Annotated in this window: 23 protein-coding genes; 4 read left to right on the plus strand and 19 right to left on the minus strand. The window is 60.8% G+C overall.

All coding sequences use genetic code 11. The features are described from left to right. Positions 1 to 166 precede the first annotated feature (166 nt). Both BUB69_RS22385 and BUB69_RS22390 read right to left on the minus strand, forming a co-directional pair. Positions 167 to 601, minus strand: a complete 435-nt coding sequence (locus BUB69_RS22385) for a DUF4399 domain-containing protein (RefSeq protein WP_073170668.1) — start codon at positions 599 to 601, stop codon at positions 167 to 169. 111 nt (positions 602 to 712) lie between these two features. Continuing rightward, positions 713 to 1348 carry a 2OG-Fe(II) oxygenase gene (locus BUB69_RS22390; RefSeq protein ID WP_175561832.1) on the minus strand — a complete coding sequence of 212 codons (636 nt, stop codon included), beginning with the start codon at positions 1346 to 1348 and terminating at the stop codon, positions 713 to 715. 141 nt (positions 1349 to 1489) lie between these two features. Here BUB69_RS22390 and BUB69_RS22395 point away from each other — a divergent pair, with 141 nt between their 5' ends. Beyond that, positions 1490 to 2248, plus strand: a complete 759-nt coding sequence (locus BUB69_RS22395; protein ID WP_073170674.1) for a DUF2059 domain-containing protein — start codon at positions 1490 to 1492, stop codon at positions 2246 to 2248. A 27-nt stretch (positions 2249 to 2275) separates the two neighbouring features. Continuing rightward, the gene (locus BUB69_RS22400) at positions 2276 to 2464 is read left to right on the plus strand and encodes a hypothetical protein (RefSeq protein WP_073170678.1); all 189 of its coding nucleotides are present in this window, start codon (positions 2276 to 2278) and stop codon (positions 2462 to 2464) included. Here the strand turns inward: BUB69_RS22400 and bipL are convergent. After that, a complete protein-coding gene (gene bipL, locus BUB69_RS22405; RefSeq protein WP_073170681.1) occupies positions 2461 to 3402 on the minus strand; it encodes a phospholipase BipL in 942 nt (313 codons plus the stop codon). The genes BUB69_RS22400 and bipL overlap by 4 nt on opposite strands. A gap of 177 nt (positions 3403 to 3579) precedes the next feature. Between bipL and BUB69_RS22410 the strand changes: the two genes are divergently transcribed. Then, on the plus strand, positions 3580 to 5967 hold the full coding sequence (locus tag BUB69_RS22410; RefSeq protein WP_073170684.1) for a penicillin acylase family protein: 2388 nt from the start codon (positions 3580 to 3582) through the stop codon (positions 5965 to 5967). A 167-nt stretch (positions 5968 to 6134) separates the two neighbouring features. Here BUB69_RS22410 and BUB69_RS22415 read toward each other — a convergent pair whose 3' ends face one another. The 8 genes from BUB69_RS22415 to BUB69_RS22450 all read right to left on the minus strand — a co-directional run bounded on the left by BUB69_RS22415 (position 6135) and on the right by BUB69_RS22450 (position 14833). Further along, a complete protein-coding gene (locus tag BUB69_RS22415; protein WP_024687240.1) occupies positions 6135 to 7016 on the minus strand; it encodes an ABC transporter permease subunit in 882 nt (293 codons plus the stop codon). Then, positions 7013 to 7933, minus strand: coding sequence for an ABC transporter permease subunit (locus BUB69_RS22420; protein WP_073170687.1), 921 nt, complete (start codon positions 7931 to 7933; stop codon positions 7013 to 7015). The genes BUB69_RS22415 and BUB69_RS22420 overlap by 4 nt, the downstream gene beginning before the upstream one ends. Further along, on the minus strand, positions 7930 to 9072 hold the full coding sequence (gene potA, locus BUB69_RS22425; protein WP_073170692.1) for a polyamine ABC transporter ATP-binding protein: 1143 nt from the start codon (positions 9070 to 9072) through the stop codon (positions 7930 to 7932). The genes BUB69_RS22420 and potA overlap by 4 nt, the downstream gene beginning before the upstream one ends. 56 nt (positions 9073 to 9128) lie before the next feature. After that, the gene (locus tag BUB69_RS22430) at positions 9129 to 10223 is read right to left on the minus strand and encodes a polyamine ABC transporter substrate-binding protein (RefSeq protein WP_073170696.1); all 1095 of its coding nucleotides are present in this window, start codon (positions 10221 to 10223) and stop codon (positions 9129 to 9131) included. A gap of 172 nt (positions 10224 to 10395) precedes the next feature. Next, positions 10396 to 11493, minus strand: a complete 1098-nt coding sequence (locus tag BUB69_RS22435; protein ID WP_073170699.1) for a polyamine ABC transporter substrate-binding protein — start codon at positions 11491 to 11493, stop codon at positions 10396 to 10398. A 232-nt stretch (positions 11494 to 11725) separates the two neighbouring features. Beyond that, on the minus strand, positions 11726 to 13093 hold the full coding sequence (locus BUB69_RS22440) for an aspartate aminotransferase family protein (RefSeq protein ID WP_073170702.1): 1368 nt from the start codon (positions 13091 to 13093) through the stop codon (positions 11726 to 11728). Between the two features lie 63 nt (positions 13094 to 13156). Further along, positions 13157 to 14515 carry a glutamine synthetase family protein gene (locus BUB69_RS22445; RefSeq protein WP_024687246.1) on the minus strand — a complete coding sequence of 453 codons (1359 nt, stop codon included), beginning with the start codon at positions 14513 to 14515 and terminating at the stop codon, positions 13157 to 13159. A gap of 33 nt (positions 14516 to 14548) precedes the next feature. Continuing rightward, positions 14549 to 14833 (minus strand): hypothetical protein, encoded by a 285-nt coding sequence (locus BUB69_RS22450; RefSeq protein WP_141121891.1) that lies wholly within the window; start codon positions 14831 to 14833, stop codon positions 14549 to 14551. A 275-nt stretch (positions 14834 to 15108) separates the two neighbouring features. Between BUB69_RS22450 and BUB69_RS22455 the strand changes: the two genes are divergently transcribed. Continuing rightward, positions 15109 to 16485 carry a glutamine synthetase family protein gene (locus BUB69_RS22455; RefSeq protein ID WP_024687247.1) on the plus strand — a complete coding sequence of 459 codons (1377 nt, stop codon included), beginning with the start codon at positions 15109 to 15111 and terminating at the stop codon, positions 16483 to 16485. Positions 16486 to 16570: 85 nt separating this feature from the next. Here BUB69_RS22455 and BUB69_RS22460 read toward each other — a convergent pair whose 3' ends face one another. The 8 genes from BUB69_RS22460 to BUB69_RS22495 all read right to left on the minus strand — a co-directional run bounded on the left by BUB69_RS22460 (position 16571) and on the right by BUB69_RS22495 (position 25805). Further along, positions 16571 to 18028 carry an NAD-dependent succinate-semialdehyde dehydrogenase gene (locus tag BUB69_RS22460; RefSeq protein ID WP_073170709.1) on the minus strand — a complete coding sequence of 486 codons (1458 nt, stop codon included), beginning with the start codon at positions 18026 to 18028 and terminating at the stop codon, positions 16571 to 16573. Between the two features lie 116 nt (positions 18029 to 18144). After that, on the minus strand, positions 18145 to 19302 hold the full coding sequence (gene argE / locus BUB69_RS22465; protein WP_073170713.1) for an acetylornithine deacetylase: 1158 nt from the start codon (positions 19300 to 19302) through the stop codon (positions 18145 to 18147). Beyond that, complete coding sequence (locus tag BUB69_RS22470) at positions 19299 to 20453, minus strand: NAD(P)/FAD-dependent oxidoreductase (protein WP_073170718.1); 1155 nt, start codon at positions 20451 to 20453, stop codon at positions 19299 to 19301. The genes argE and BUB69_RS22470 overlap by 4 nt, the downstream gene beginning before the upstream one ends. Next, the gene (locus tag BUB69_RS22475; protein ID WP_073170721.1) at positions 20450 to 21859 is read right to left on the minus strand and encodes an FAD/NAD(P)-dependent oxidoreductase; all 1410 of its coding nucleotides are present in this window, start codon (positions 21857 to 21859) and stop codon (positions 20450 to 20452) included. Before BUB69_RS22475 ends, BUB69_RS22470 begins: the two co-directional genes overlap by 4 nt. Further along, positions 21838 to 22149 (minus strand): (2Fe-2S)-binding protein, encoded by a 312-nt coding sequence (locus tag BUB69_RS22480; RefSeq protein WP_073170723.1) that lies wholly within the window; start codon positions 22147 to 22149, stop codon positions 21838 to 21840. Before BUB69_RS22480 ends, BUB69_RS22475 begins: the two co-directional genes overlap by 22 nt. After that, positions 22146 to 23987: an ABC transporter ATP-binding protein gene (locus BUB69_RS22485; protein ID WP_073170726.1), complete on the minus strand. Its 1842-nt coding sequence runs from the start codon at positions 23985 to 23987 to the stop codon at positions 22146 to 22148. The genes BUB69_RS22480 and BUB69_RS22485 overlap by 4 nt, the downstream gene beginning before the upstream one ends. A gap of 1 nt (position 23988) precedes the next feature. Next, positions 23989 to 24852: an ABC transporter permease gene (locus BUB69_RS22490; protein ID WP_073170729.1), complete on the minus strand. Its 864-nt coding sequence runs from the start codon at positions 24850 to 24852 to the stop codon at positions 23989 to 23991. Further along, on the minus strand, positions 24849 to 25805 hold the full coding sequence (locus BUB69_RS22495) for an ABC transporter permease (protein ID WP_024687255.1): 957 nt from the start codon (positions 25803 to 25805) through the stop codon (positions 24849 to 24851). Before BUB69_RS22495 ends, BUB69_RS22490 begins: the two co-directional genes overlap by 4 nt.

The raw sequence follows: 25805 nt of genomic DNA on the forward strand, positions 1-25805 counted from the left end.
CGGTTTTCACCCCGTGGGAACGTGCTTGCTCGCGAAAGCCATGCTTCGCACGCCCCTGTTTCAGTGGATGGACCGCCTTCTTCGTGAGCAAGCTCACTCCCACTGGGGTGTTGGCTGCGCGACAGCGTTACTTCGAAGACGTGGTAAAGCCTCACACAGCGTGAAATCACTTCACATTGATAGTGATCTTCCTGGACTCGACACTCGGGTTCAGCGGGATGTGGCTCTTGTCGCCCACCAACAGTTGCAGGGTGTGCTGGCCGGGCGGCAGGTTCACTTCGGTTTCGGTCTGGCCCTTGCCGAAGTGGCGGATGTTGTCAGTCATGGGCAACGGCGCGTCCATCGACGGCTGGTCTTTCACGTCAATCAGCAGATGGTGGTGGCCGGTTTCCGGAACATCCACCCCGGCGGGCGCAACACCCATGCCTTTGAGACCGAACTGCACCTTGAAGGGCGACGTCACGGTTTCGCCATCTTTGGGCGAGATGATGTAGACCTCGGCACCTGCAGGCGAGGCCGTGCGCGGAATGTCGGCGGCGCTGACCAGCAGGGAAGCGCTCAGCAGAACGCTCGCAACAGCGCCAGAAAATAGCAGCTTCATGATTTCTCCAGACTCGGTTGACGGAATGTCGGACTCAGCAAAGATAGCTCGACCGCCCGCTCAACAGCTGAATGACTTGATGAAACAGTTTTCATGAACCCAGGACGCGACTCAGGCAAAAACGTCGTCGCCACGGCGCCGGAACCAGCCGGTCAGCGAGAGCCTGTCACGGGTCGCGGGCAGCACTTCATGGGGAATCTCACCGGAGAGAAACACCACCAGGCACCCGCCCGTAGGCTGCACGTCATACGCCACCTCGCCTTTGAGGTACATACGCAACTGGCCGCCATGCTCCGGCAGCCAGGCGTTGTTGAGGTACAGCACCGCCGAGACCATGCGCTTGTCGTCATCGCGAAAGCGATCCACATGCCGCAGGTAGAACGCACCGGGCGGGTATTGGGCAAAATGGCTTTCGTAATCCTCAAGCCCGAGGAACAGACCACGGTTTAGCGCCAGACGCAGGCTGTCCATCAGCTCCAGATAACGGTCGCAGCAGCTCACCTGCCCTGCCTCCAGCCACTGGATCCGGTCACCGCGTATGCCCTCACGCACCTCATGGGCAAGGCCCCGGCCGATGCCGGCAGGCTCAAGCTCTCCCTCGGCAGCACGCTTGCGGCACTCTTGCTCGAGTTCAAGGGTCAGACTTTCGGGCATGAAAATATTCTGCTGCGACCAGCCGTTTGCGGCCAGGTCATCGACGATTCGTAGCAGCAGTGGGTGATCGGAGGGTATGCGCATGGCGTGCATAGTATCCATAAGCCCTGAAATCCGACAGAGGCGTGTATACACGGCGTCATACGCCGCAGTTTTCATCCGGCAAGGGCAGTCATAACTCGACAAGTCCACGGTAACACCCGGAGAATAGCGACCTGCCGACAGGAGTCCCTAATGCGCCGTTTGTTTGTTTTGTTGTTGATGTTTTGCACTGTGCCTGCCTGGGCAGACGGCTATGACCAGTTGTACAAGGCTGCAGGCTGGCCGGAACAGCGCGCGCACTTCAACGATGCCTTGAAAGCTGCGCAACAGCGCTACCGCGATAATCTGCCCCCGGCGGTCTTCCAGGCGCTGGTCAATAACAGCAATCAGCGTTTTGCACCGCAGGCCATGGATCAGCGTGCCGCTCGACGCCTGCGTGAAAGCCTGAAGGACCCTACACCTTCGCTGCAATTCTTCCAGTCGCCGCTGGGCCGCAAGATCGTCAACGCCGAACTGACCGCCACCCGTGCCGATCAGTTGGCACAGCATGCCGAAGGGCTGCCGCACATCGAAGCCGACGCCACGCGTCAACTACTGATCGGCCACCTGGCCCAGGCGCTGCCCGCCAAGCAGGCCGGTGCCGAAGTCAGCCTGGCCATCGCCGGTGTCGCTGCCGACAGCCTGAGCCAGATGATCCCCGGCCTGCTGGGCGGCGGTCAGGCGCAAGGCATGCTCGAAGGTCAGCGCGAGCGTCTGATGGCGCAGATCAGCGCAGACCTGAACAACACGCTGCTCTATGTCTACCGCGACCTGTCGGACCCTGAACTCGAAGAGTTCTCCACGTTCGCCGAATCACCTGAAGGCAAGGCCTATTATCAGGCAGCGCTCGCCGCGATCCGCGCAGGGCTGGCGGTCGGGCAAAGCACGTCGAGTCTGAATCCCGCGCAGTAAGCTTGCAGTCATTATCAAAAAGGACTTATGAAAGACTCCATCGCATTGCTCGCCACCGCAATCGCCATGGCGCTTCTGGCCTCGCTGTTCTGGAAGGAACTGGGGCAGGACGCATTTGCTGTGCTTGGCCTGATCACGACTGTGACGCTGGCCGTCGACAACTTCCGTCTGCGCCGCCAGGTCAAGGCGTTGTCGGCCGGTACCCAGAAGCCTTAACGCAGCCGCGCCGCCAGAAAATCGAAGTACCGCGTGCGCAGCTCGGGCAGCTCGTTGGCCAGATGATGGCGGGCATGGCCGAGCATCAGGATCTGCGGCTCGCTGAACTTTTCCTTCAGCACGGTCAGGTTGTGCGACCAGTCCACCGTCATGTCCGCTTCGCCCTGAATGATCAGCGGGCTGCGTGTGCTGCGGGGTGCGCTTTCGATACGCACTATCCATTGCGCCAGCGCACCGACCCAGGCCGTTGGCAGCCGATTGGGCTGTAACGGGTCTGCCAGCAGAAACGGCAGGAAGGCCGGAGCGTTGGAGTTTTCGGTGAAGCGCCGAGCGATACCGGTCACGAAAGGCTTGAGCAGGTAATAGCTGAGCCGCGACCAGCCCCAGGCGCGCGGTCGCACCAGAGGCGACAGCAGAATGACCTGACCTTGCGCAGGGCTGTCAGCGCCCTGATTGAGCAGATGATCGATCACGATGGCGCCACCGGTGCTTTGCCCGCACAGGTGCCAGGGTTGCGGCAGCCTGAGGGTTTGCGCTTCAAGCAGCAATTGCTGGAGCACGGCCTGGTATTCCGCGAAGTCGTTGATGCTCGCCCGGCTCCCGCTGGAAAGCCCATGCCCAGGCAGGTCGCACGAGATCACTGCAAAGCCCTGGCCCAACGCCCATTCGATCACATGGCGATACAGGCCCATGTGGTCATAGAAACCGTGAAACAGGAACAGGGTCGCTACTGCGTTTTCCGGTACCCAGACCTGCCCGACGATCTCGTACCCCGCCACGTCCAGCCGCCCGAGCCAGCTGCGGATAACGTTCTCCCCGCCCAGCCCGGCGAGCCCATAGAAACGCTGATACGCCTGCCCATCCAGGGAAAGCGGATCGATGACGCTCAGCGGCAGCAGGCTGGCGCGCAGATGATCGGGGTCGAACGTGGTGGACATGGGGCTTCCAGGTATAAGCAAGGGCGGCGAGAACTCAATCACAGGATATTCTGCTGTCTGCCCGGCGATGGCAAGCCAGGCCAACGCACATTGTATCCGCCGGGTATCTTCACTACCCAGCCCCGAACCAAAACGGTAGCCTTCATCCCCGCCGTACACCACCCCCAGAGGAACCGGATGAAACGCAGCCTGATCGTTCTAGCCATCATCATCGCCATCGTTGCCAGTAGTGCGGGCTGGTACGTCCACTCCAAGCAGCCGGTGCGCGACGGCGAGATCGCCATGAGCCATTTGCAGGCACCCGTCAGCGTGCGTTACGACGAGCGTGGCGTGCCGCATATCCGGGCCGGGAATGAAGCGGATCTGTACCGCACCCTGGGTTACGTGCATGCGCAGGATCGCCTGTTCCAGATGGAAATGCTGCGACGCCTGTCGCGTGGCGAACTGGCAGAAGTCATGGGCCCCGGGCTGATCGAGACCGACAAACTGTTCCGCAGCCTGCGCATTCGTGACCATGCAGCGGCCTATGTGGCGCGTCAGGACAAGAACACCCCGATGTGGAAGGCTCTGGAAGCCTATATCGACGGCATCAACCAGTATCAGGACACCCACGCAAGGCCGATGGAGTTCGATGCGCTGGGCATCCCCAAACGGCCTTTCAGTGCCGAAGACACCCTCAGCATCGGCGGCTACCTGGCTTACAGCTTTGCGGCCGCCTTTCGGACCGAGCCGTTGCTGACCTACGTGCGTGATCAACTCGGCCCGCAATACCTGAGGGTCTTCGACCTGGACTGGCACCCGGACGGCATGCTGGGGCAGACGCCCGCGCTGGCCGGCGCAGACTGGAAAGGCCTGAGCGCACTGGCGAAGCTGAGCAATGAAGCCTTCGAACAGGCCGGGCTGCCTCAGTTCGAAGGCAGCAACGCCTGGGCGATTTCCGGCAGCCGCACGCAAAGCGGTAAACCGATTCTGGCGGGTGATCCGCACATTCGCTTCTCGGTGCCGTCGGTGTGGTACGAAGCGCAGCTCTCGGCACCGGGTTTCGAGCTGTACGGGCATTTTCAGGCGCTGAACCCGTTCGCGTTTCTGGGCCACAACATGGACTTCGGCTGGACCCTGACCATGTTCCAGAACGATGACGTGGACCTGATCGCCGAGAAGACCAACCCGGACAATCCGAATCAGGTCTGGTATCACGGCCAGTGGGTGGACATGACTCGAACCGAACAATCGATTGCGGTCAAGGGCCAGGCGCCTGTCAGCCTGACGCTGCTGGATTCGCCGCACGGCCCTATCGTCAACAATGCGATGGGCAAAAACGCGGGCCAGACCCCTATCGCGATGTGGTGGTCGTTTCTAGTCTCGGAAAACCCGGTGCTGGACGGTTTCTACGAGGCCAACCGCGCCAACACGCTGGAGAAGATGCGCAACGCGGCCGAGAAGATTCAGTCGCCGGGCCTGAACATTGTCTGGGCCAACGCCAGTGGCGACATTGGCTGGTGGGCCGCGGCGCAACTGCCGATCCGGCCGGACGGCGTCACACCGACTTTCATTCTGGATGGCAGCACAGCCCAGGCCGACAAGCTGGGCTTCTACCCGTTCAGCGCCAACCCACACGAGGAAAACCCGGCACGTGGCTACATCGTGTCCGCCAACTTTCAGCCGCTGTCGCCCACCGGCATGTCGATTCCGGGCTACTACAACCCGGCCGAGCGCGGCCAGCAGCTCAACCGTCAATTGAGCGACGCCTCGGTGAAGTGGGACCTTGAGGCCAGCAAGAAGCTGCAACTGGGCACACAGACCGACTACGCACCCAGCATTCTGAGGCCGCTGATCCCGGTCCTGCGCCGCGTGGTCAGCGACCCCGAAGAGCAGGCGCTGGTCGAGCGACTGGCCAGCTGGGATGGCAACTACACGGTGGATTCGGTCGGTGCGACGCTGTTCAATCAATTCCTGTTCGACATCACGGAAGAAACCTTCCATGACGAACTGGGTGATGCCTTGTTCGAGACGCTGCTCTCGACCCGTGCGCTGGACATGGCGCTGCCGCGCCTGGCCGCCGACGCTGATTCGCCCTGGTGGAACAACCGCAATTCACCCCACGAGGAAAGCCGGGCCAACACCGTCAAGGTCGCCTGGCGTGCCAGCGTCTCGCACTTGAAATCCCTGTACGGCAACAACCCGGACGAATGGGTCTGGGGCAAGGCCCACACCCTGACCCAAGGCCATCCGATGGGCTCGCAGAAGCCGCTGGATAAAGTGCTTAACGTCGGCCCTTACCCTGCGCCAGGCACCCATGAAGTGCCTAACAATCTGTCCTCAAGCATTCGGCCTGCGCCGTGGCCCGTGAATTACGGCCCCTCGACCCGCCGCCTGATCGACTTCGCCGACCCGGCCAACAGCCTGGGCATCAACCCGGTAGGGCAAAGCGGCGTGCCGTTCGACAAGCACTACGCGGATCAGGCCAAGGCGTTCATCAATGGCCAGTACGTGACGCAGCACTTCAGCGAACAGGATGTGGCTGAGCATACTGAAGGGGTGTTGAAGTTTGTGCCGGGGCGCTGACAGAAGGCCCTGATCGCGACTGTCGCTCCCCGCTCATCGTTGCCGCTGCGTAGAGCTGAATGAGCCGTGGGAGCGAGCTTGCTCGCGAATAGGCCGATACACTCGTCAGAGATGCATCGATTGAAACACAGCCTTCGCGAGCAAGCTCGCTCCCACAGGTTCGACCCTCACGCCGCGGGCGCGCGGCGTGGGTCGGGTTGTTTCCATGAGTCGGCGGCGCTTTCCTCGATGGCTTGCTGGATCGCACGCTTGCGGTTGTTTTCCGCACGACGGCTGAAGAACCAGACCAGAAAGGTCGCCATCGACACCGCCAGCAGGATAAGACTTGCCACGGCGTTGATCTCAGGCTTCACACCCAGACGCACCGCCGAGAACACTTCCATCGGCAGGGTGGTCGAGCCAGGCCCGGAAACGAAGCTCGCCAGCACCAGGTCGTCCAGCGACAGCGCAAACGACATCATGCCGCCCGCCGCCAGCGATGGCGCGATCATCGGGATGGTGATCAGGAAGAACACCTTCCAGGGCCGCGCGCCCAGGTCCATCGCTGCCTCTTCGATCGACAGGTCCAGCTCACGCAACCGCGCCGACACCACCACCGCCACATAAGCGGCACAGAACGTGGTGTGCGCGATCCAGATGGTCACGATGCCACGTTCCTGTGGCCAGCCGATCAGTTGCGCCATCGCCACGAACAGCAGCAACAGCGACAGACCGGTGATCACTTCCGGCATCACCAGGGGTGCCGTGACCAGCCCGCCGAAGAAGGTACGGCCCTTGAAGCGTGTGATGCGGGTCAGCACGAACGCCGCCATCGTCCCCAGCGCCACTGCCGCAATGGCGGTGTAGCAGGCGATTTCCAGCGAGCGCATCACTGAGCCCATCAGTTGCGAGTTGTCCAGCAGGCCAACGTACCATTTCACCGACCAGCCACCCCAGACCGTCACCAGCTGCGAGGCGTTGAACGAGTAGATGACCAGAATGACCATCGGCGCGTAGATGAACAGCAGGCCGAGGATCAGCACCAGGTTCGAAAATCGAAAGCTCTTCATGCCTTGCCCTCCAGTTCTTTGGCCTGACTGCGGTTGAACAGGATGATCGGCACGATGAGCACCAGCAGCATGATGACCGCCAGCGCCGAAGCCACAGGCCAGTCACGGTTGTTGAAGAATTCCTGCCACAGCACGCGGCCGATCATCAGGGTTTCCGGACCGCCCAACAGCTCGGGAATCACGAACTCGCCCACCACCGGGATGAACACCAGCATGCAGCCGGCGATCACACCGTTCTTGGACAGCGGCACCGTGATTTTCCAGAAGCTGTTGAAGGTGCTCGAACCCAGGTCGGACGCAGCTTCCAGCAGGCTGGTGTCGTGTTTCACGAGGTTGGCATACAGCGGCAGAATCATGAACGGCAGGTAGGAATAGACCACGCCGATGTACACCGCCAGATTGGTGTTGAGGATCTGCAACGGTTCGTTGATCAGGCCCAGCCACATCAGGAACGCATTGAGCAGGCCGTTGTTGCTGAGAATGCCCATCCAGGCATAGACGCGGATCAGGATCGCCGTCCAGGTCGGCATCATGATCAGCAGCAACAGAACGGTCTGGATATCCTTGCGCGCATTGGCAATGGCATAGGCCATCGGGTAGCCAATCAACAGGCACAGCAGCGTGCTGATGAAAGCCATTTTCAGCGAGCCCAGATACGCCGAAACGTAGAGGTCATCGCCGGTGAGCAAGGTGTAGTTGGCGAGGTTGAGCACCAGCTGCAGCTTTTCATCGGCGTAGCTGAGGATTTCCGTGTACGGCGGAATCGCGACGTCGGCCTCGGCGAAGCTGATCTTGATGACAATCAGGAACGGCAGGGCAAAGAACAGAAACAGCCAGAGGAACGGCACGCCAATGACCATCTGCCGGCCATTGGGCTTGATGCGCTCGAAGGCGCGCTTGATCTTGCGGATTTTCATGAGCGCAGTACCACGCCGCTGTCGTCTTCCCACCACACGTAGACTTCATCGCCCCAGGTCGGTCGGGCACCCTGACGCTCGGCATTGGCCACGAACGACTGCACCAGCTTGCCACCGGGCAGTTCGACGTAGAACACCGAATGGCCACCCAGATAGGCGATGTCGTGGACCTTGCCGCGCGACCAGTTGTACTCGAAGGCCGGCTGCTCGGTGGTGACCAGCAGTTTTTCCGGGCGCAGTGCGTAGGTGATGCTCTTGTCTTCCACGGAGGTGCTCACACCGTGGCCGACGTAGATATTGCGCTCAAGCTCGGGGCTGCGGATCAGCGCGTGGCCTTCCATGTCCTCGATCACTTCGCCTTCGAACAGGTTGACGCTGCCGATGAACTCACACACCAGTCGGCTGGTCGGGGTTTCGTAGATGTCGATCGGGCTGCCGATCTGGGCGATCCAGCCCAGGTGCATGATCGCGATCCGCTCGGCCATGGTCATGGCCTCTTCCTGATCGTGGGTCACCATGACGCAGGTCACGCCTACGCGCTCAATGATTTCCACCAGTTCCAGCTGCATCTGCGAGCGCAGTTTCTTGTCCAGCGCGCCCATCGGCTCGTCGAGCAGCAACAGCTTGGGCTTCTTGGCCAGCGAGCGAGCCAGCGCCACGCGCTGACGCTGACCACCCGAGAGTTGGTGCGGCTTGCGCCTGGCGTACTGGGTCATCTGCACCAGTTTGAGCATTTCGGCCACACGGGCGTCGATTTCCGATCTGGACAGCTTGTCCTGCTTGAGGCCGAAGGCGATGTTGTCAGCCACGGTCATGTGCGGGAACAGCGCGTAGGACTGGAACATCATGTTGATCGGACGTTCATACGGCGGCATGTCTGTGATGTCGACGCCATCGAGGTAAATACGGCCCTCGGTAGGACGCTCGAAACCGGCCAGCATACGCAGCAGCGTGGACTTGCCGGAACCCGACCCACCGAGCAGGGCAAAGATTTCGCCCTTGTTGATTTGCAGGGACACGTCGTCCACAGCAATCGTCTCGTCGAATTTTTTCGTGACGCGATCGATCTTGACCAGCACCTGTTTGGGTTGCTGACCGCCTTCGAGGGCTTTCTTGTAGGCGCCGGAGGCAACTGCCATGGGTGAAACTCCCAACATGATAGGCAGCCCGGCCAAGACGGCCGGGCGCTGGATTGTTATTTGCCCGACTTGACCTTGGTCCAGCTGCGGGTCATCAGACGTTGCACCTTGGGTGGCAACTCGCTGTTCACGAACAACCGGTCCAGCACGTCCTGAGGCGGATAGACTGCGGCGTCAGTGCGGATCGCCTGATCCATGAACTCACCCGAAGCAGGGTTGGGGTTGGCATAACCGACTTCATCGCTGACCTGAGCGATCACTTTGGGATCGAGCAGGTAATTGATGAAGGCGCTGGCGGCCTTGATGTTCTTCGAGTCAGCCGGAATGGCCAGCATGTCGAACCACAGGTTGGCGCCTTCTTTCGGAATGCTGTACGCGAGCTTGACGCCCTTGCCTGCTTCTTCGGCGCGGGCCTTGGCCTGGAACACATCACCCGAGAAACCGGCTGCCACGCAGATGTCGCCGTTGGCGAGGTCAGTGATGTATTTGGAGGAATGGAAGTAGGTCACGTAAGGACGAATCGCCATCAGCTTGGCTTCGGCCTTCTTGTAGTCCGCTTCCTTGGTGCTGTTGGGGTCAAGCCCGAGGTAGTTGAGCATGGCCGGCAGCATCTCGTCCGCAGAGTCAAGGAACGCTACGCCACAGCTGGACAGCTTCTTGATGTTCTCAGGCTCGAACAGCACCGACCAGGAGTCGATCTTGTCGACGCCCAGCGCGGCCTTGACCTTCTCGACGTTGTAACCGATGCCGTTGGTGCCCCACAGGTAAGGCACAGCGTACTGGTTGCCAGGGTCGTTCTTCTCCAGGCGCTTGAGCAGCGCCGGGTCCAGATTCTTGTAGTTGGGCAGCAGCGACTTGTCGAGTTTCTGAAACGCGCCCGCCTTGATCTGCTTGCCCAGGAAGTGGTTGGACGGCACCACCACGTCGTAGCCGGTGCGCCCGGCCAGCAGCTTGGCTTCCAGGGTTTCGTTGGAATCGAACACGTCGTACATCGGTTTGATGCCGGTCGCCGCTTCGAAGTCTGCCAGCGTGGTCTTGCCGATGTAATCGGACCAGTTATAAATATGCACGGTGGATTCGGCCTGAGCACTGGCTGCCAGTGTCAGCCCGGCGGTCACCAGCAAGGCTTTGGAGAAATTAGAAATAGACAAAACATGAATCCTTTTAACAGAGAGGCCTGAAAGCCGGATGGCATCCGGACGACAAAACCGGCGCGCAACTTACCGTCTATGAGTCCAACCAGCAAAGTTTTCGGCAATATTCCTGTCTGTTGGAAGCTGCGCGGCCGAGGGCTACGCAGCTTCCACAGGTTTCATGACAGGCTTATTTACCTGATTTGATCTTGGTCCAGCTGCGGGTCATGATCCGTTGGGTCGCGGCAGGCAGATCCGCGATGGCATACAGCTTGGCCTGCACGTCAGCAGGCGGGTAAACGCCCGGATCGCTGGTGATTGCCTTGTCGACCAGAGGCGTGGCGGCTGCGTTACCGTTCGGGAAGCGCACCGCGTTGGTGATCTCGGCCATGATTTCCGGCTTCATCAGGAAGGTCATGAATTTGTAGGCACCGTCGACGTTTTCGGCATCCTTGGGAATGGCGACCATGTCGTAGAAGCTGCCAGCACCTTCTTTCGGAATGTTGTAGCTGACCTTGACCTTGCCGCCCGCTTCTTCAGCACGGGATTTGGCCTGGTAGATGTCACCCGAGTAGCCCACGGCTACGCAGATGTTGCCGTTGGCCAGGTCCGAGATGTACTTGGACGAGTGGAAGTAGCCAATCGAAGGGCGGATCTTCATAAACAGTGCTTCGGCTTCGGCCAGCTGCTTCTTGTCTTGCGAGTCGGTCGGGTAGCCCAGGTAATGCAGGGCAATCGGCAGCATCTCGGTAGGCGAATCGAGGAAGCTGATGCCGCACGACTTCAGCTTGGCAGCGTTCTCGGGCTTGAACAGCAGGTCCCAGGAGTTCACCGGAGCGTCGGCACCCAGCGCGGCCTTGACCTTGTCCGGGTTGATGCCGATACCAATCGAGCCCCACATGTACGGGAAGGCGTGCTTGTTGCCCGGGTCGCTGACCGACACGGCCTTGAGCAGCGATTCGTTCAGGTTCTTCCAGTCAGGCAGCTTGGACTTGTCCAGTTCCTGATAGACGCCCGCCTTGATCTGCTTGGCGAGGAAGTTGTTGGATGGCACGACGATGTCGTAACCGGATTTGCCGGCCAGCAATTTGGCTTCGAGCGTCTCGTTGCTGTCGAAAACGTCGTACACCACCTTGATGCCCGATTCCTTCTCGAACTTGGCGATGGTGTCCGGTGCGATGTAATCGGACCAGTTGTAGACGTGCAGCACCTTGTCATCAGCCTGTGCAGCACCGGCCATGACGCCCATCAGGGACAGAGCGAGAAGGGTCTTGCCAAATTTTTTCATGCGTAGCTCCAATGTTTTTTATCACTGACCGATTAGATTAGCGGCTTGTAGCCAGTAGTCTGGCAAGTTCAAGGGCAGGCTTTCAAGCCGACACCTGCCGAACCGCCCATATCCCGCTGAAGAAACGCTTTTTTCTGTGTGAAACTGCCTTTCATCAAACAAAACGCTAGCCACTGAAGACTCACTTTCCTGTGGGAGGCGCAATGCAAACGCTGCACCGGATAACAATCTTTTACCCCTCCAGTGCCGCCAGAGTCAGGTCCAGGCACTTGCGAGCCTTTTCGATCAGTTCGTCAATCTGCTCGAACGTGATCACCAGAGGCGGCGCGATGATCATGGTGTCACCCACAGCCCGCATGATCAGGCCATTGTCGAAGCAGAAGGTTCGACAGATCATGCCTGCGCCCTTGTCGGTGTAACGCTCGCGCGTCGCCTTGTTCCTGACCAGCTCGATGGCGCCCAACAGGCCGACACCGCGCACTTCGCCCACCAGAGGGTGATCGTTCAACTCACGCAAACGCTTTTGCAAATATGGTGCCGTTTCCGACTTGACCCGCTCGACGATCTTTTCTTCGCGCAGAATACGAATGTTCTCCAGCGCCACAGCGGCGGCGACCGGATGCCCTGAATACGTGAAACCATGGTTGAAATCGCCACCCTCGTTGAGCACGGCCACGATTTCATTGCGCACCACCAGACCGCCCATGGGCACATAGCCTGAGGTCAGGCCTTTGGCGATGGTCATCATGTCGGGCTTGAGGCCATAGAAATCGCTACCGAACCACTCACTGGTGCGGCCGAAACCACAGATCACTTCATCGGCAACGAACAGAATGTCGTAGCGCGCCAGGATCTCCCTGATCTTCGGCCAGTAGGTGTCAGGCGGCACGATCACGCCGCCTGCGCCCTGAATCGGCTCGGCGATGAACGCACCGACATTGTCGACGCCCAGTTCGAGAATTTTCTTCTCCAGCTGCTCCGCCGCCCAGATGCCGAACTCATCCGGCGTCATGTCACCGCCTTCTCCAAACCAGTACGGCTGCGGGATGTGAGCGATACCGGGAATCGGCAGGTCGCCCTGCTCGTGCATGTAGGTCATGCCGCCCAGGCTTGCGCCCGCCACCGTGGAGCCGTGGTAGCCGTTGATGCGGCTGATGATGGTCTTCTTGTTCGGCTGCCCCTTGAGCGCCCAGTAATGACGAACCATACGCAGCATGGTGTCGTTGCCTTCGGAGCCGGAACCGGTGAAAAACACATGGTTCATGCCCTCGGGCGCGATATCGGAAATCGCCTTGGCCAGCTCCAGTACCGGCGGATGAGCGGTCTGGAAGAACAGGTTGTAATAAGGCAGTTCACGCATCTGCTTGCTGGCAGCGTCGGCCAGCTCTTCGCGGCCATAGCCGATGGCGACGCACCACAGGCCGGACATGCCATCCAGAATGCGATTGCCTTCGCTGTCCCACAGATACACGCCGTCGGCACGGGTGATGATGCGCGGGCCTTTCTCTTTCAGTTGCTTGTAATCGCTGAACGGTGCCAGGTGATGCTCGCTGCTCAGGGCTTGCCATTCGAGGGTTTGCGGGTTTTGGTTGGCACTCATACAGCACGTCCTTAATCAGGTCAGTAAGTCGAGCGCCGCCTCGCACAGCGGCGCTCTACCGGGTCAAACGGCGAAGAGCAGGAACTCGCGTTCCCAGGAGCTGATCACGCGCTTGAAGTTTTCATGCTCGGCGCGCTTGACCGCGACGTAACCGATGATGAATTTCTTGCCCAGGTATTTTTCGATGGTCTTGCTGTTTTCCATCCGCTCCAGCGCATCCTCGATGGTCAGCGGCAGGCGCAGGTTGCGGCGCTCGTAACCCCGACCCACCACAGGCGCGCTGGGGTTGATGCCCTCGACCATGCCGATGAAACCGCACAGCAGGCTGGCAGCAATGGCTAGGTACGGGTTGGCGTCAGCGCCCGGCAGGCGATTTTCCACCCGCCGATTCTGCGGGCCGGCGTCCGGCACACGCAGACCGACAGTGCGATTCTCTTCGCCCCACTCCACGTTCACGGGCGCCGAGGTGTCCGGCAGAAAGCGGCGGAACGAGTTCACATTGGGCGCGAACAGCGGCAACAGCTCGGGAATGAATTTCTGCAGGCCACCGACGTGATTGAGAAACAGCTCGCTCATCGTGCCGTCTTCATTGGAGAAGATGTTCTTGCCGGTCTCGATGTCGATGATGCTCTGGTGCAGGTGCATGGCGCTGCCGGGCTCGCCGGTCATGGGCTTGGCCATGAAGGTGGCCGCGACGTCGTGCTTGAGCGCCGCTTCGCGCATGGTGCGCTTGAACACCAGAATCTGGTCGGCCAGTGACAGGGCATCGCCATGACGGAAATTGATTTCCATCTGTGCGGTGCCGTCTTCGTGGATCAGCGTGTCCAGGTCCAGGTTCTGCAGTTCGCACCAGTCGTAGACGTCTTCAAACAGGGGATCGAACTCGTTTGCCGCTTCTATGGAGAACGACTGGCGACCGGTTTCCGGACGCCCCGAGCGGCCGACCGGAGGCTGCAGCGGGTAGTCGGGGTCGTCGCTGCGCTTGGTCAGGTAGAACTCCATCTCCGGCGCCACGATAGGCTGCCAGCCCTGGTCGGCATAGAGTTTGAGCACTTTCTTGAGCACGTTGCGCGGCGACAGCTCGATAGGATTGCCTTGCTTGTCGTAGGTATCGTGAATGACCTGCGCGGTCGGCTCGATGGCCCAAGGCACCAGATACACCGCGTTCTGGTCGGGACGGCAGATCATGTCGATGTCGGCAGGGTCCAGCAACTCGTAGTAGATCTCGTCTTCTACGTAGTCGCCGGTCACCGTCTGCAACAATACGCTTTCAGGCAGGCGCATGCCTTTTTCAGCGATGAATTTGTTGGTCGGGGAGATCTTGCCGCGCGTGATCCCGGTGAGGTCGGACATCATGCACTCGACTTCGGTGATCTTGTGTTCTTTCAACCAATCGGTGAGCTGGTCGAGGTTGGTACTCATAAATACCTCAGGGTTTTGGTGTCCTGATCGTAATCAGGCGTTTTTCAGACGCATCGGCGTCATGGTGTACAACTCGTTTAAGGAGCCAAGAAGGCGTAAGGTGACACCTGCACTGACATAATTCCACACAGCCGCCGTCACACTGGCGAGGCCGCTATAGTGATAGTGTCGGGCATTGAAAGTGAAACGGGTGAGGCCCAATGGCAATCCGGGTGGCTTCGCAACTGGCGACAGCGCACCATGCGCACTGATACCACAGGCATGATGACCGTTCTGCAGGTCGAACATCCTCATGCCGGTCAAGGGAAGGCGAAGCATTGAACCCCCGGTATTATTGATTTATGGGTTGCAATCGAGCTTAGTCGTGTTCATTTTTTTATACAACAACCCGTTAAAAATAAAAGACAGGCCGCTCTAGCTCCAATTTAACAACGGCTTCAGCTTGAATAAAACGCCCCAAATGGCAGCAAAAAAGACTGTTTTGCGCCGTTTCAGGGCAGATTAAAGCGCTATTGACTTCATCATGGCTTTCGGATTGACTGAGACCCGTAACCATTGATGATTGATATTTTTAACAACAAAGGTGTTGCATCATGTCGGTACCCCCGCGTGCCGTTCAGCTTAACGAAGCGAACGCGTTCCTTAAGGAACATCCTGAGGTTCTTTACGTTGACCTTCTGATTGCAGATATGAATGGTGTGGTGCGTGGCAAACGCATCGAACGCACCAGCCTCCATAAGGTTTACGAGAAAGGCATTAACCTGCCGGCCTCTTTATTTGCTCTGGATATCAATGGTTCCACGGTGGAAAGCACCGGCCTGGGCCTGGACATCGGTGATGCTGACCGAATCTGCTATCCCATTCCCGACACCCTGTGCAATGAACCCTGGCAAAAGCGCCCTACTGCGCAATTGCTGATGACCATGCATGAACTGGAAGGCGATCCGTTCTTCGCCGACCCGCGTGAAGTTCTACGCCAGGTGGTGGCCAAGTTCGACGAAATGGGCCTAACCATCTGCGCCGCGTTCGAGCTTGAGTTCTACCTGATCGATCAGGAGAACGTGAACGGCCGCCCACAACCTCCGCGCTCGCCGATCTCCGGTAAACGCCCGCATTCGACACAGGTCTACCTGATCGACGACCTCGACGAATACGTCGACTGCCTCCAGGACATTCTGGAAGGTGCGAAAGAGCAAGGCATTCCGGCCGACGCCATCGTCAAGGAAAGTGCCCCGGCGCAGTTCGAAGTGAACCTGCACCACGTGGCCGACCCTATCAAGGCATGCGACTACGCCGTATTGCTCAAGCGCCTGATCAAGAACATCGCCTACGACCACGAAATGGACACGACCTTCATGGCCAAGCCCTATCCGGGTCAGGCAGGTAACGGTCTGCACGTCCACATCTCGATCCTGGACCGCGATGGCAAGAACATCTTCACCAGCGAGGATCCCGAGCAGAACGCCGCATTACGTCATGCGATCGGCGGTGTGCTCGAGACCCTGCCGGCGCAGATGGCGTTCCTTTGCCCGAACGTCAACTCGTATCGCCGGTTCGGTGCTCAGTTCTACGTACCCAACTCGCCGACCTGGGGCCTGGACAACCGCACGGTTGCCATTCGGGTTCCGACCGGCTCTGCCGACGCCGTACGTATCGAACACCGCGTTGCCGGTGCCGATGCCAACCCGTACCTGCTGATGGCTTCAGTGCTGGCAGGCGTGCACCACGGTCTGGTCAACAAGATCGAGCCTGGCGCGCCCGTGGAAGGCAACTCCTACGAGCAGCATGAGCAAAGCCTGCCGAACAACCTGCGCGATGCCTTGCGCGAGCTGGACGACAGTGCGGTCATGGCCAAGTACATCGACCCGAAATACATCGATATCTTCGTGGCCTGTAAAGAGAGCGAGCTGGAGGAGTTCGAACACTCCATCTCCGACCTCGAGTACAACTGGTACCTGCACACCGTCTGATTCAGGCTGAGCAACAAAAAACGCCGCAGGCTCTTTGAGCCTGCGGCGTTTTTCGTGGTGTCAGACGCGTCTTCTCAGACAGCCCTCACAGCCCGCCGATATGAAACGCTTTCACTTCCAGGTACTCGTCCAGGCCGTAGCTGGAGCCTTCACGACCCAGCCCGGACTGTTTCACCCCGCCGAACGGCGCGACCTCCATGGAAATGATGCCCGTGTTGAGCCCCACCATGCCGAACTCCAGCGCCTCGCCAAAACGCCATGAGCGACGCAGGTCCTGGGTGAAGTAATACGCGCCAAGCCCGTAAGGCGTGGCGTTGGCCAGCGCCAGCGCCTCGGCTTCGTCGGTGAAACGCATCAGCGGCGCGACCGGGCCGAAAGTTTCTTCGTTGGCCAGCAGCATGCCTGCGTGAGCATCGCCCAGCACGGTAGGCTGGACGAACTGGCTTTCGCCCTCCGGCAGGCCGCCACACAGCAGTTTCGCGCCCTGGCTCAGGGCGTCGTCAATGTGCCGGGCCACTTTGCTGACCGCCGCCGGGTTGATCAACGGGCCAATGGTCACGCCCTCTTCCATACCGTTGCCGACCTTGAGTTTGGCAACCTCTTCCACCAGACGTGCGGCAAATCGGTCGTAAATGCCGTCCTGCACCAGAATGCGGTTGGCGCACACGCAGGTCTGTCCGGCATTGCGAAACTTGCTGAGCATGATGCCGGTGACGGCCTGCTCCAGATCGGCGTCATCGAACACGATAAAGGGTGCGTTGCCGCCGAGCTCAAGGCTGAGGCGTTTGATGTGCTCGGCGCTCTGGCGCATCAGCAGACGCCCGACCGGGGTGGAGCCGGTGAACGAAATCTTGCGCACCACCGGGTTGCTGGTCAGCTCTTCGCCGATGCCGGTCGGCATACCGGTGATGACGTTGAACACGCCGGCCGGAATGCCCACGCGCTCGGCCAGCACCGCCAGCGCCAGTGCCGACAGCGGGGTGAGGTCCGAGGGTTTGACGATTATCGGGCAGCCTGCGGCCAGCGCGGGCGCGCATTTGCGGGTGATCATCGCGTTCGGGAAATTCCACGGGGTGATGGCAGCACAGACACCCACCGGCTGCTTGAGCGTCATCAGGCGACGGTCCGCACTCGGCGCAGGAATGGTTTCGCCGTACGAGCGACGGGCTTCCTCGGCGAACCATTTGACGAAGCTGGCACCGTAGCGGATTTCGCCCCGTGACTCGTTCAGCGGCTTGCCTTGCTCAAGGGTCATGATCAAGGCCAGGTCTTCGACGTTCTCCAGCATCGCCTGATGCCAGCGCTCCAGCAGACCTGCACGCTCAGCGGCCGGGCGCGCGCGCCAGGCTGGCCAGGCGCGCTCGGCGGCTTCAATGGCGAGGCGGGTTTGCGCGCCTTGCAGGGCTGGCACCTGCGCGATGACGTCGCCGGTGGCCGGGTCGGTGATGTCCAGCGTCGCGCCATCGTCGGCCACGATCCATTGCCCATCGACGTAGGCGCGTTCTACCAGCAGGCTGGGGTCTTTCAGTTGAGTCTTGAGCATGGTCGAGTCCTGTTCCGGGATGACTGCCAGTCTAAGCAGCCATCACAGTCCAGGATGCTGAAAGCAGCGCGTGCAGGCGGCTGGCACTGCTGAAATTTGCGCCCGCACGGCAGCGTCTACTGCTTCAGCGAACCCAGCAGACTTTGCAGAAAACGCTCACCGGCGTTCATCTGGCTCTCTTCGATAAACTCGTCAGGCTTGTGCGCCTGCTCGATGGAGCCCGGTCCGCAAACCACCACCGGCACGTTGAGTCGCCCGGCGAACAGGCCGCCTTCGGTGCCGTACGAAACCTTGATGTGCTGCGTGCCGGGCTCGGCAAACGCGTGCAGCATGCGCACGGCCTCAACCGTGGGATGGGTCTCCAGCGCCGGGTATTCGTTCATGATTTCAATGTCGATGGCCGCCACGCCGGACAGCTGCCTGGCTTCACGGACCAGCACCTCGGCGCGCTCGCGCAGTTGCTCCAGCAACTGGTCGGGATCATCACCCGGCAGGTTGCGGTACTCGAACTCCAGCGTGCAGAGATTGGGCACGATGTTCAGCGCCTTGCCGCCGTCAATGCGGCCGATGTGCACGGTGCTGTACGGAATGTCATAGCCTTCGTCGCGCACGCCCTGCTGCTCGACCTGCTTCTGGCTCTTGCGCAGTTCGGCAATGAAATCGCTGGCCAGATGGATTGCGTTGACCGCACGCGGTGCCAGCGAAGAGTGCGCTTCCTGACCCCGGCAATAGGTGCGGTACGAACTCTTGCCCTTATGGCCAACGGCAAACTGCATCAACGTCGGCTCGCCGACCACACACAGAAACGGCCGCACGGGCGCGAGATGCAAGACATCCAGCAAGCGCCGCACGCCGACACAGCCGATTTCCTCGTCGTGGGACAAGGCCAGTTGCAGCGGACGCGTCAGGGTCATGCCCGCCGCATCGAGCATGGCGTCGATGGCCAGCGCGATGAAGCCTTTCATGTCACAGGTGCCACGCCCGTAAATGCGCCCGTCGCGCAGCGTCGCCTGGAAGGGCGGCACGGTCCACGCCTGACCGGCGGCGGGCACCACGTCGGTGTGTCCCGAGAGCAACACACCGGGCTGCTCTCGCGGCCCGGTGCTGGCGAACAGGTTGGCCTTTTTGCCGGTCTCGTCCTTGACGATCAGCGACTCGATGCCTTGGGTCGCCAGCAGGTCGCGAACGTAGTCGATCAGCGCCATGTTCGATTCGGACGAGACGGTTTCGAAGGCAATAAGACGTTTGAAGATGTCCAGCGCACGCGGTGTCATGAGGCTTTACTCGCAAGTTCTGAGAAGGCAGCAAAACGGCGGATATCGAACGGACTGATCAGGGTGCTGGTGCTGCCGGTGCTGATCAGTTCAGCCATGACATCGCCCACGCCCGGACCGAGCTGGAAACCATGACCGCAGAAGCCGAACGCATAGTACAGCCCATCGACCTTGCCGCTGGGCCCCATGATCGGCAGCGAATCCGGCGTGTAGCTCTCGATGCCGCTCCAGACCCGGATGATGTTCAGGTTGCCGACGCCGGGCAACAGACGACGCATCTGCTGCAGGTGATTGATGAGGCTGTTGGGGTCGAAATACGCACGGCGGTTGACCATGTCCGGCTTGGTACGGATGCCGCCGCCAATCACGATGTTGCCGCGTGCGATCTGGCGGTAGTACACCACCTCATGCGGAATTTTGGTGAAGACGCCAATCACCGTCGGCAGCGCATAGGGCACCGGCTCAGTGACCGACATCTGTGGGCCAAAGGTTTCCAGCGGAACGGGCTCGCCAAACTGCGACGAAAGCTTTTCGCCCCAGGCCCCTGCGGTGATCAACAATTGATCAGCCGTGAAGAGACGGCCATCGACCGTGGTGACCTGAAATTCCTTGCCGACCTTTTCGACATGCAGCACTTCGGTGCGCTCTTCGATACGCGCGCCCGCGCGAATCGCAGCCCGGGCCCAGGCAGGCGCAGCCAGACGCGGGTTGGCGTGGCCGTCGTGGGGCGCGTAGGAACCGCCTTTGACATCAGGCCCTAAAAACGGAAAGCGCTCGTGCAGCTCCTTGCCGCGATAGACCTTCAGATCCAGTTCACGCGCCTGCGGTGCGGCAGCGTAGGCATCAAGCTCCTCGATTTCGTCCTCGCGATAGCAGACGCGCATATGGCCGCTGGGCAGAAACTCCAGGTCTTCACCGATCAGTTGCGGCAGCCGCTTCCACAGCGCCCATGAACGATTGGCCAGCTCCAGTTGATCCAGATGACGGCCCTGACGACGCACGTTGCCGAAGTTCACGCCGCTGGCGTACTGGCCGATCACATCGCGTTCCAGCAGCGTCACCGACTTGCCGCGCTGACGCAGGAAAAACGAAGACGCCGCGCCCATCACGCCGCCGCCAACAATCAGCACATCGACCTTGGGCTGCTTCATGACACCACCTCGTCTGTCATCATCGACAACGGTTTGACCGGGGCCTGACCACGCTGGCGACCGACCTGTTCGACCGGCACGCCGGATTCGGCAGCGATCACCTCGGCACCGGCCTGGGAGCAGTAACGCCCCTGGCAGCGGCCCATGCCGACCCGGCTGAACGCCTTGGCGCGGTTGACTTCGCAGGCGCCCTTTTCGCGCACCACACCGCGCAGTTCGCCCGCGCTGATCATCTCGCAGCGACAGACAATGGCCTCGTCGGGCAGCGCCTTTGCCTGCGCCGCTGGCCAGGGAAAGGCCTCCATCAGGCCGACACGGAAACGATCCATGACGTCCAGATTCTGCCGCAAGTTATCCACACGCTGGTTATCCACAGGCTTGCCCAGATCGGCCAGCAACGTCAGCGCGGCCAGTCGCCCGGCCTGTTCGGCGGCGTCAGCGCCTCTGATTTTCGCGCCATCGCCTGCGGCGTAGACGCCCGCCACTGACGTACGTCCATCATCATCGACCGCCAGCACCCATTGCCCGGACGCCTCATCAAAACGCAGGCCGCAACCGGCCAGGTCGGCCAACTGGGTTTCAGGCCGCAGGTGATAACCCAGCGCCAGCGCGTCGCAATCCACCGTCAGGGCGTTGCCGTTGGCGAGCCGCACGCGTACGCCGGTCACACCGTCCTGTTCGTCACCCAGAATTTCTTCAGGCTTGATCCCCAGGTGCACCGGCACTTTGGCGCGATACAACTGAGCCAGCAATTTCATGCCGTTGAACAACAGACCCGGACGCGCCAGCAACTTGGGCATCGCGCCGATGCGCTTGCTGAACGGCGACGTGTCGAGCACTGCCGCCACGTCGGCGCCGGCTTTGACGTATTGACTGGCGACCAGGTACAGCAGCGGGCCGCTGCCCATAAAGACGACCTGACGACCGATGGAAACCGACTGCGACTTGAGCGCAATCTGCGAGCCGCCCAGGCTGTAAGTGCCTGCCAGTTGCCAGCCCTTGATCGGCATCAGGCGGTCGGTTGCCCCCGCGCACAGCATCAGCGCGTCGTATTCCACAACGGTGTGCAGGCCCTTGCTGACGCAGCACAGCTGGCCGGCCGTAAGGTTCCAGGCCAGGGTGTCGGGCCGGTAATCAATCTGGCCACGCAGGCGGTCAAAGCTTTCGTGCAGGTCCCGCGCCTTCGCCGCTTCGGTGCCGTACAGCGCCGAATAATCACGCTTGAAACCCTCAGGCTGGCGACGATAGATCTGCCCACCGTCACGACGATTTTCATCGATCAGGATCGGCTTGATACCTGCGGCCAGCAGGGTTTCTGCGCAGCGGGTTCCGGCAGGACCGGCACCGACGATGACCACACGAGGGCTGCCCGTGTGGCTGACATTCAGCCGTGGAGAAGTGGCCATTTCGCCTCCGGTTGTGTGGTAACGATGTCGAGCCCGTCGCGGACTTCGTTGGAGCAGGCGCGCAGGCGTTCGCCGCTGCGGGTCCAGACCCAGCAATCCTGGCAGGCACCCATCAAGCAGAAGCCCGCCCGACGCCCCGAGTCGAACTCGGACTGGCGCAGGGCCGCACCGTTGGTCAGCAGCGCCACCATCAAGGTGTCGCCCTGCAACGCTTCGATGGGTGCGCCATCGACCGTCAGGCTGATCACAGGCCGATCACGTTCGCCCAGTCTTACAAAACGGCCGTTCATGCATAGGCTCCAATGATTTCAGGATTCAGGTTGTCCTGACGTGCATGCAGCTCGTCGCTGTCGCGGTGGCACAGGATCTCGCTGCCACCGGCTATCACGCGACGACCCGGTGCCGTCTTGTTGCACAGCCCTTCGACACGGACCGGGCAGCGATTGAGGAACGTGCACAGTTCGGGGGTGCTCGACGGCGCGCTGATCGGTGGCAACTTGCCGCTGGTCACGCCGCAGCTCTCCAGCCAGCCCTGGCGCAGCTCAGGCACCGAATGCACCAACAGGTCGGTGTACGGATGGAACGGCGTCTGACTGAACGCATCACGACTGCCTTCCTCGACCTTGTGGCCGCTGTACATCACCACAATGTCGTCGCACAACGCGCGTACCGTCGAGATGTCGTGGCTGATGAACAGATAGGACACCCCCAACTTGCGTCGCAGGTCGCCGAGCAGTTCGAGGATGCAAGCACCGACCACGGTATCCAGCGCCGAGGTCACTTCGTCGCACAGGATCAAATCCGGCTTGGCCGCCAGCGCGCGGGCCAGATTGACGCGCTGCTTCTGACCGCCCGACAGCTCGTTAGGACGACGGTCGGCCAGCTCGCGCGGCAGACGCACCAGGTCCATCAGCTCATGGATGCGGTCACGCAGCGCCTTGCCCTTGAGGTTGAAGTACATCTTCAGCGGCCGGGCCAGAATCGCGCTGACGCTGTGCATCGGATTGAGCGCCGTGTCGGCGTTCTGGAACACCATCTGAATACGCCGAAACTGGTCTTTGGTTCTTCCTGCCAGCGTGCCGGACAGCGCTGCACCGTCAAACGTCAGGCTGCCGTGGGCTGGATCAAGCAGGCCGGCGACCACGCGGGCCAGGGTCGATTTACCCGAGCCGGATTCGCCGATGACGCCAATTGCCTGGCCGCGACGGATGGTCAGGTCGATGTCTTCCAGCACCCGGATCATCGGCATGCCTTGCAGGTTCTTCTTGCCATAGCCTGCCGTCAGGCCCTTGATCGTCAGCAGTGTGCTGTCCTTGACCATGTCGCTGGCCGGCGACAGTTTCGCGTCGGGCCGGGCGGCGTCGAGCAGGCTGCGGGTGTAGTCGTCTTCCGGCCCCTTGAGCAAGGCGGCGGTGCTGCCTTGTTCGATAATCTTCCCGCCATTGAGCACGACAATCTGGTCAGCCATCTGCGCCACCACCGCCAGGTCGTGGGAGACATAGACCGCTGTCGCGCCGCGATCACGCACCACACGCTTGAACGCACGCAGCACGTCGATCTGGGTGGTGACGTCCAGCGCGGTGGTCGGCTCGTCGAGGATAACCAACAGCGGATCACTGATCAGCGCCATGGCTGCCATGACCCGCTGCAACTGCCCGCCCGACACCTGGTGCGGATAGCGCTGGCCAATGGTTTCCGGGTTCGGCAACGCCAGGTCGCGGAACAGATCGACGGCTTTTCGCTGGAGGTCCGAGCGACTGCCCAGACCATGAATCAATGCGCCTTCGATCACTTGGTCGATCAGCTTTTTCGCAGGGTTGAAGGCTGCTGCAGCGCTTTGCGCGATGTAGGACACCCGATTGCCGCGCAGGCTTTGCAACTGGCTTTCCGGCAGGCTGAGCATGTCGTGCTCGCCGACCTGAACCACGCCACCGGCCAGCTTGCAGCCGCGCCGCGCATAGCCCAGCAGCGCCAGGGCAATCGTGGTCTTGCCGGAGCCTGACTCACCGATCAGCGCCAGCACTTCGCCTTTCTCCAGCGCGAAGCTCACGCCTTTGACGATCTCCAGCTCACCTTTTTCGGTGTCTGCCACGACGCGCAGGTCTTGCACCCGAATCAATTGACTCATCTCAGTGCCCTCCCGAGCGTCGGCTGCGACGGGACGAAAGCCGGTCGATAAACAGGTTCACGCCAATGGTCAGCGAGCCAATGGCCAGCGCTGGAATCACGATAGCCGGCGCGCCCTGATTGAGACCGCCGATGTTCTCACGCACCAGCGACCCCAGGTCGGCATCCGGCGGTTGCACGCCCAGACCCAGAAAGCTCATGCCGCTGAGCAGCAGCACGATGAAGCCGAAACGCAGGCCCAGGTCAGTCAGCACAGGGTTGAGCATGTTCGGCAGGATTTCCCGACAGGCCACATACAGACGGCCTTCGCCACGGGTGCGCGCTACTTGCACGTATTCCAGCGCTTCGATGTTCACCGCCATGCTGCGGGCGATACGGAAAGCGCCCGGCGTGTAGCTCAGCACGGCAGTACACACCAGCAGGATTTCGGAAGAGCCGAACGCAGACACCATGATCAGCGCGAGCATTTTGCTCGGGATCGAAATGAACGCGTCCATCAGGCGGCTGATGATTTCATCCAGCCATTTGGGCGCGACCACCGATAACAGCGCGCAGATCGTGCCGATGCCGCTGGCCAGAACCGCCGATATCAAGGCAAGGCCAACGGTGAAGCGTGCGCCAATGATGACCCGGCTGAGCATGTCGCGGCCCAGGTAATCGGTGCCGAACGGGTACGCCGCACTCATGTTTTCAAACACGTTGTCGGACACCACTTCGCCCACGGCGTGTGGCGCAAGCCAGGGTCCGAACAGCGCAATCATCAGCCACAGAAAACAGACCGAAGCGCCTGCCAGACCCAGCCAGGCGATCTTGCGCGGCGCCGCGACGACAGCGGCGGGCGTCGATGTCTCAATGATCGGATTCATTGGTTTCTCAGCCTCGGGTTGGAAAGAATTGCACACAGGTCGGCCATCAGCACCAACCCCAGGTAGGCGGCGCAAAACAGCATGGTGCAGCCTTGAACGAGGGCCATGTCGCGGTTGGTCACGGCATCGACCATCAGGCTGGCAATCCCTGGGTAGTTGAAAATGGTCTCGACGATGACCACACCGCCCAGCAGGTAAGAAAGACTCAACGCAATGGCGTTGACGATAGGGCCGATGGCGTTGGGCAAGGCATGCCGCAACACGATACGCACGGGACTGACGCCCTTGAGGCGCGCCATTTCCACGTAGGGACTGTCGAGCTGATCAATGACGGCGGCACGTGTCATGCGCGCCATCTGCGCGACGATGACGCAGCACAGGGTCATGACCGGCAAGGCATACGTGCGGATGAACTGCAGCGGGGACGTGACGTCACCGCCATAGGACAAGGCCGACAGCCAGCCCAGATTGACAGCAAACACCAGCACCGCAAGGGTCGCCACCAGAAACTCCGGCACGGCCACCAGCGCCAGCGTGATGAAGTTCAGTGCGCTGTCGATACGCCCGCCACGGCCCATAGCTGCGCCGATGCCCAGTGTCAGGGCAACCGGTACGGACACCATCGCAGTGGTCGCAGCCAGCATCAGCGTTTTGGGGAAACGGCCGGCAATCAGATCGGAAACCGGCATCGCGTTGGACACCGATTCGCCCAGATTGCCGCCCAGCAGGTTCATCAACCAATGCAGGTAACGCACCACACCCGGTTGATCCAGACCCAGTTTTGTACGCAATGCCGCGACCTGTTCAGGCGTCGCGAATTGCCCCAGTGCCTGTTGCGCCGCGTCTCCCGGCAGCACCGCCGTAATGGCGAAAACCACCATGGAAACGATCAACAGCGTCACGATCGCAGCGCCGAAGCGCTGCAGGATCAACCAGAGTGTGTTGCTATTCAT

Source organism: Pseudomonas asturiensis (assembly GCF_900143095.1).
Lineage (GTDB): Bacteria > Pseudomonadota > Gammaproteobacteria > Pseudomonadales > Pseudomonadaceae > Aquipseudomonas > Aquipseudomonas asturiensis.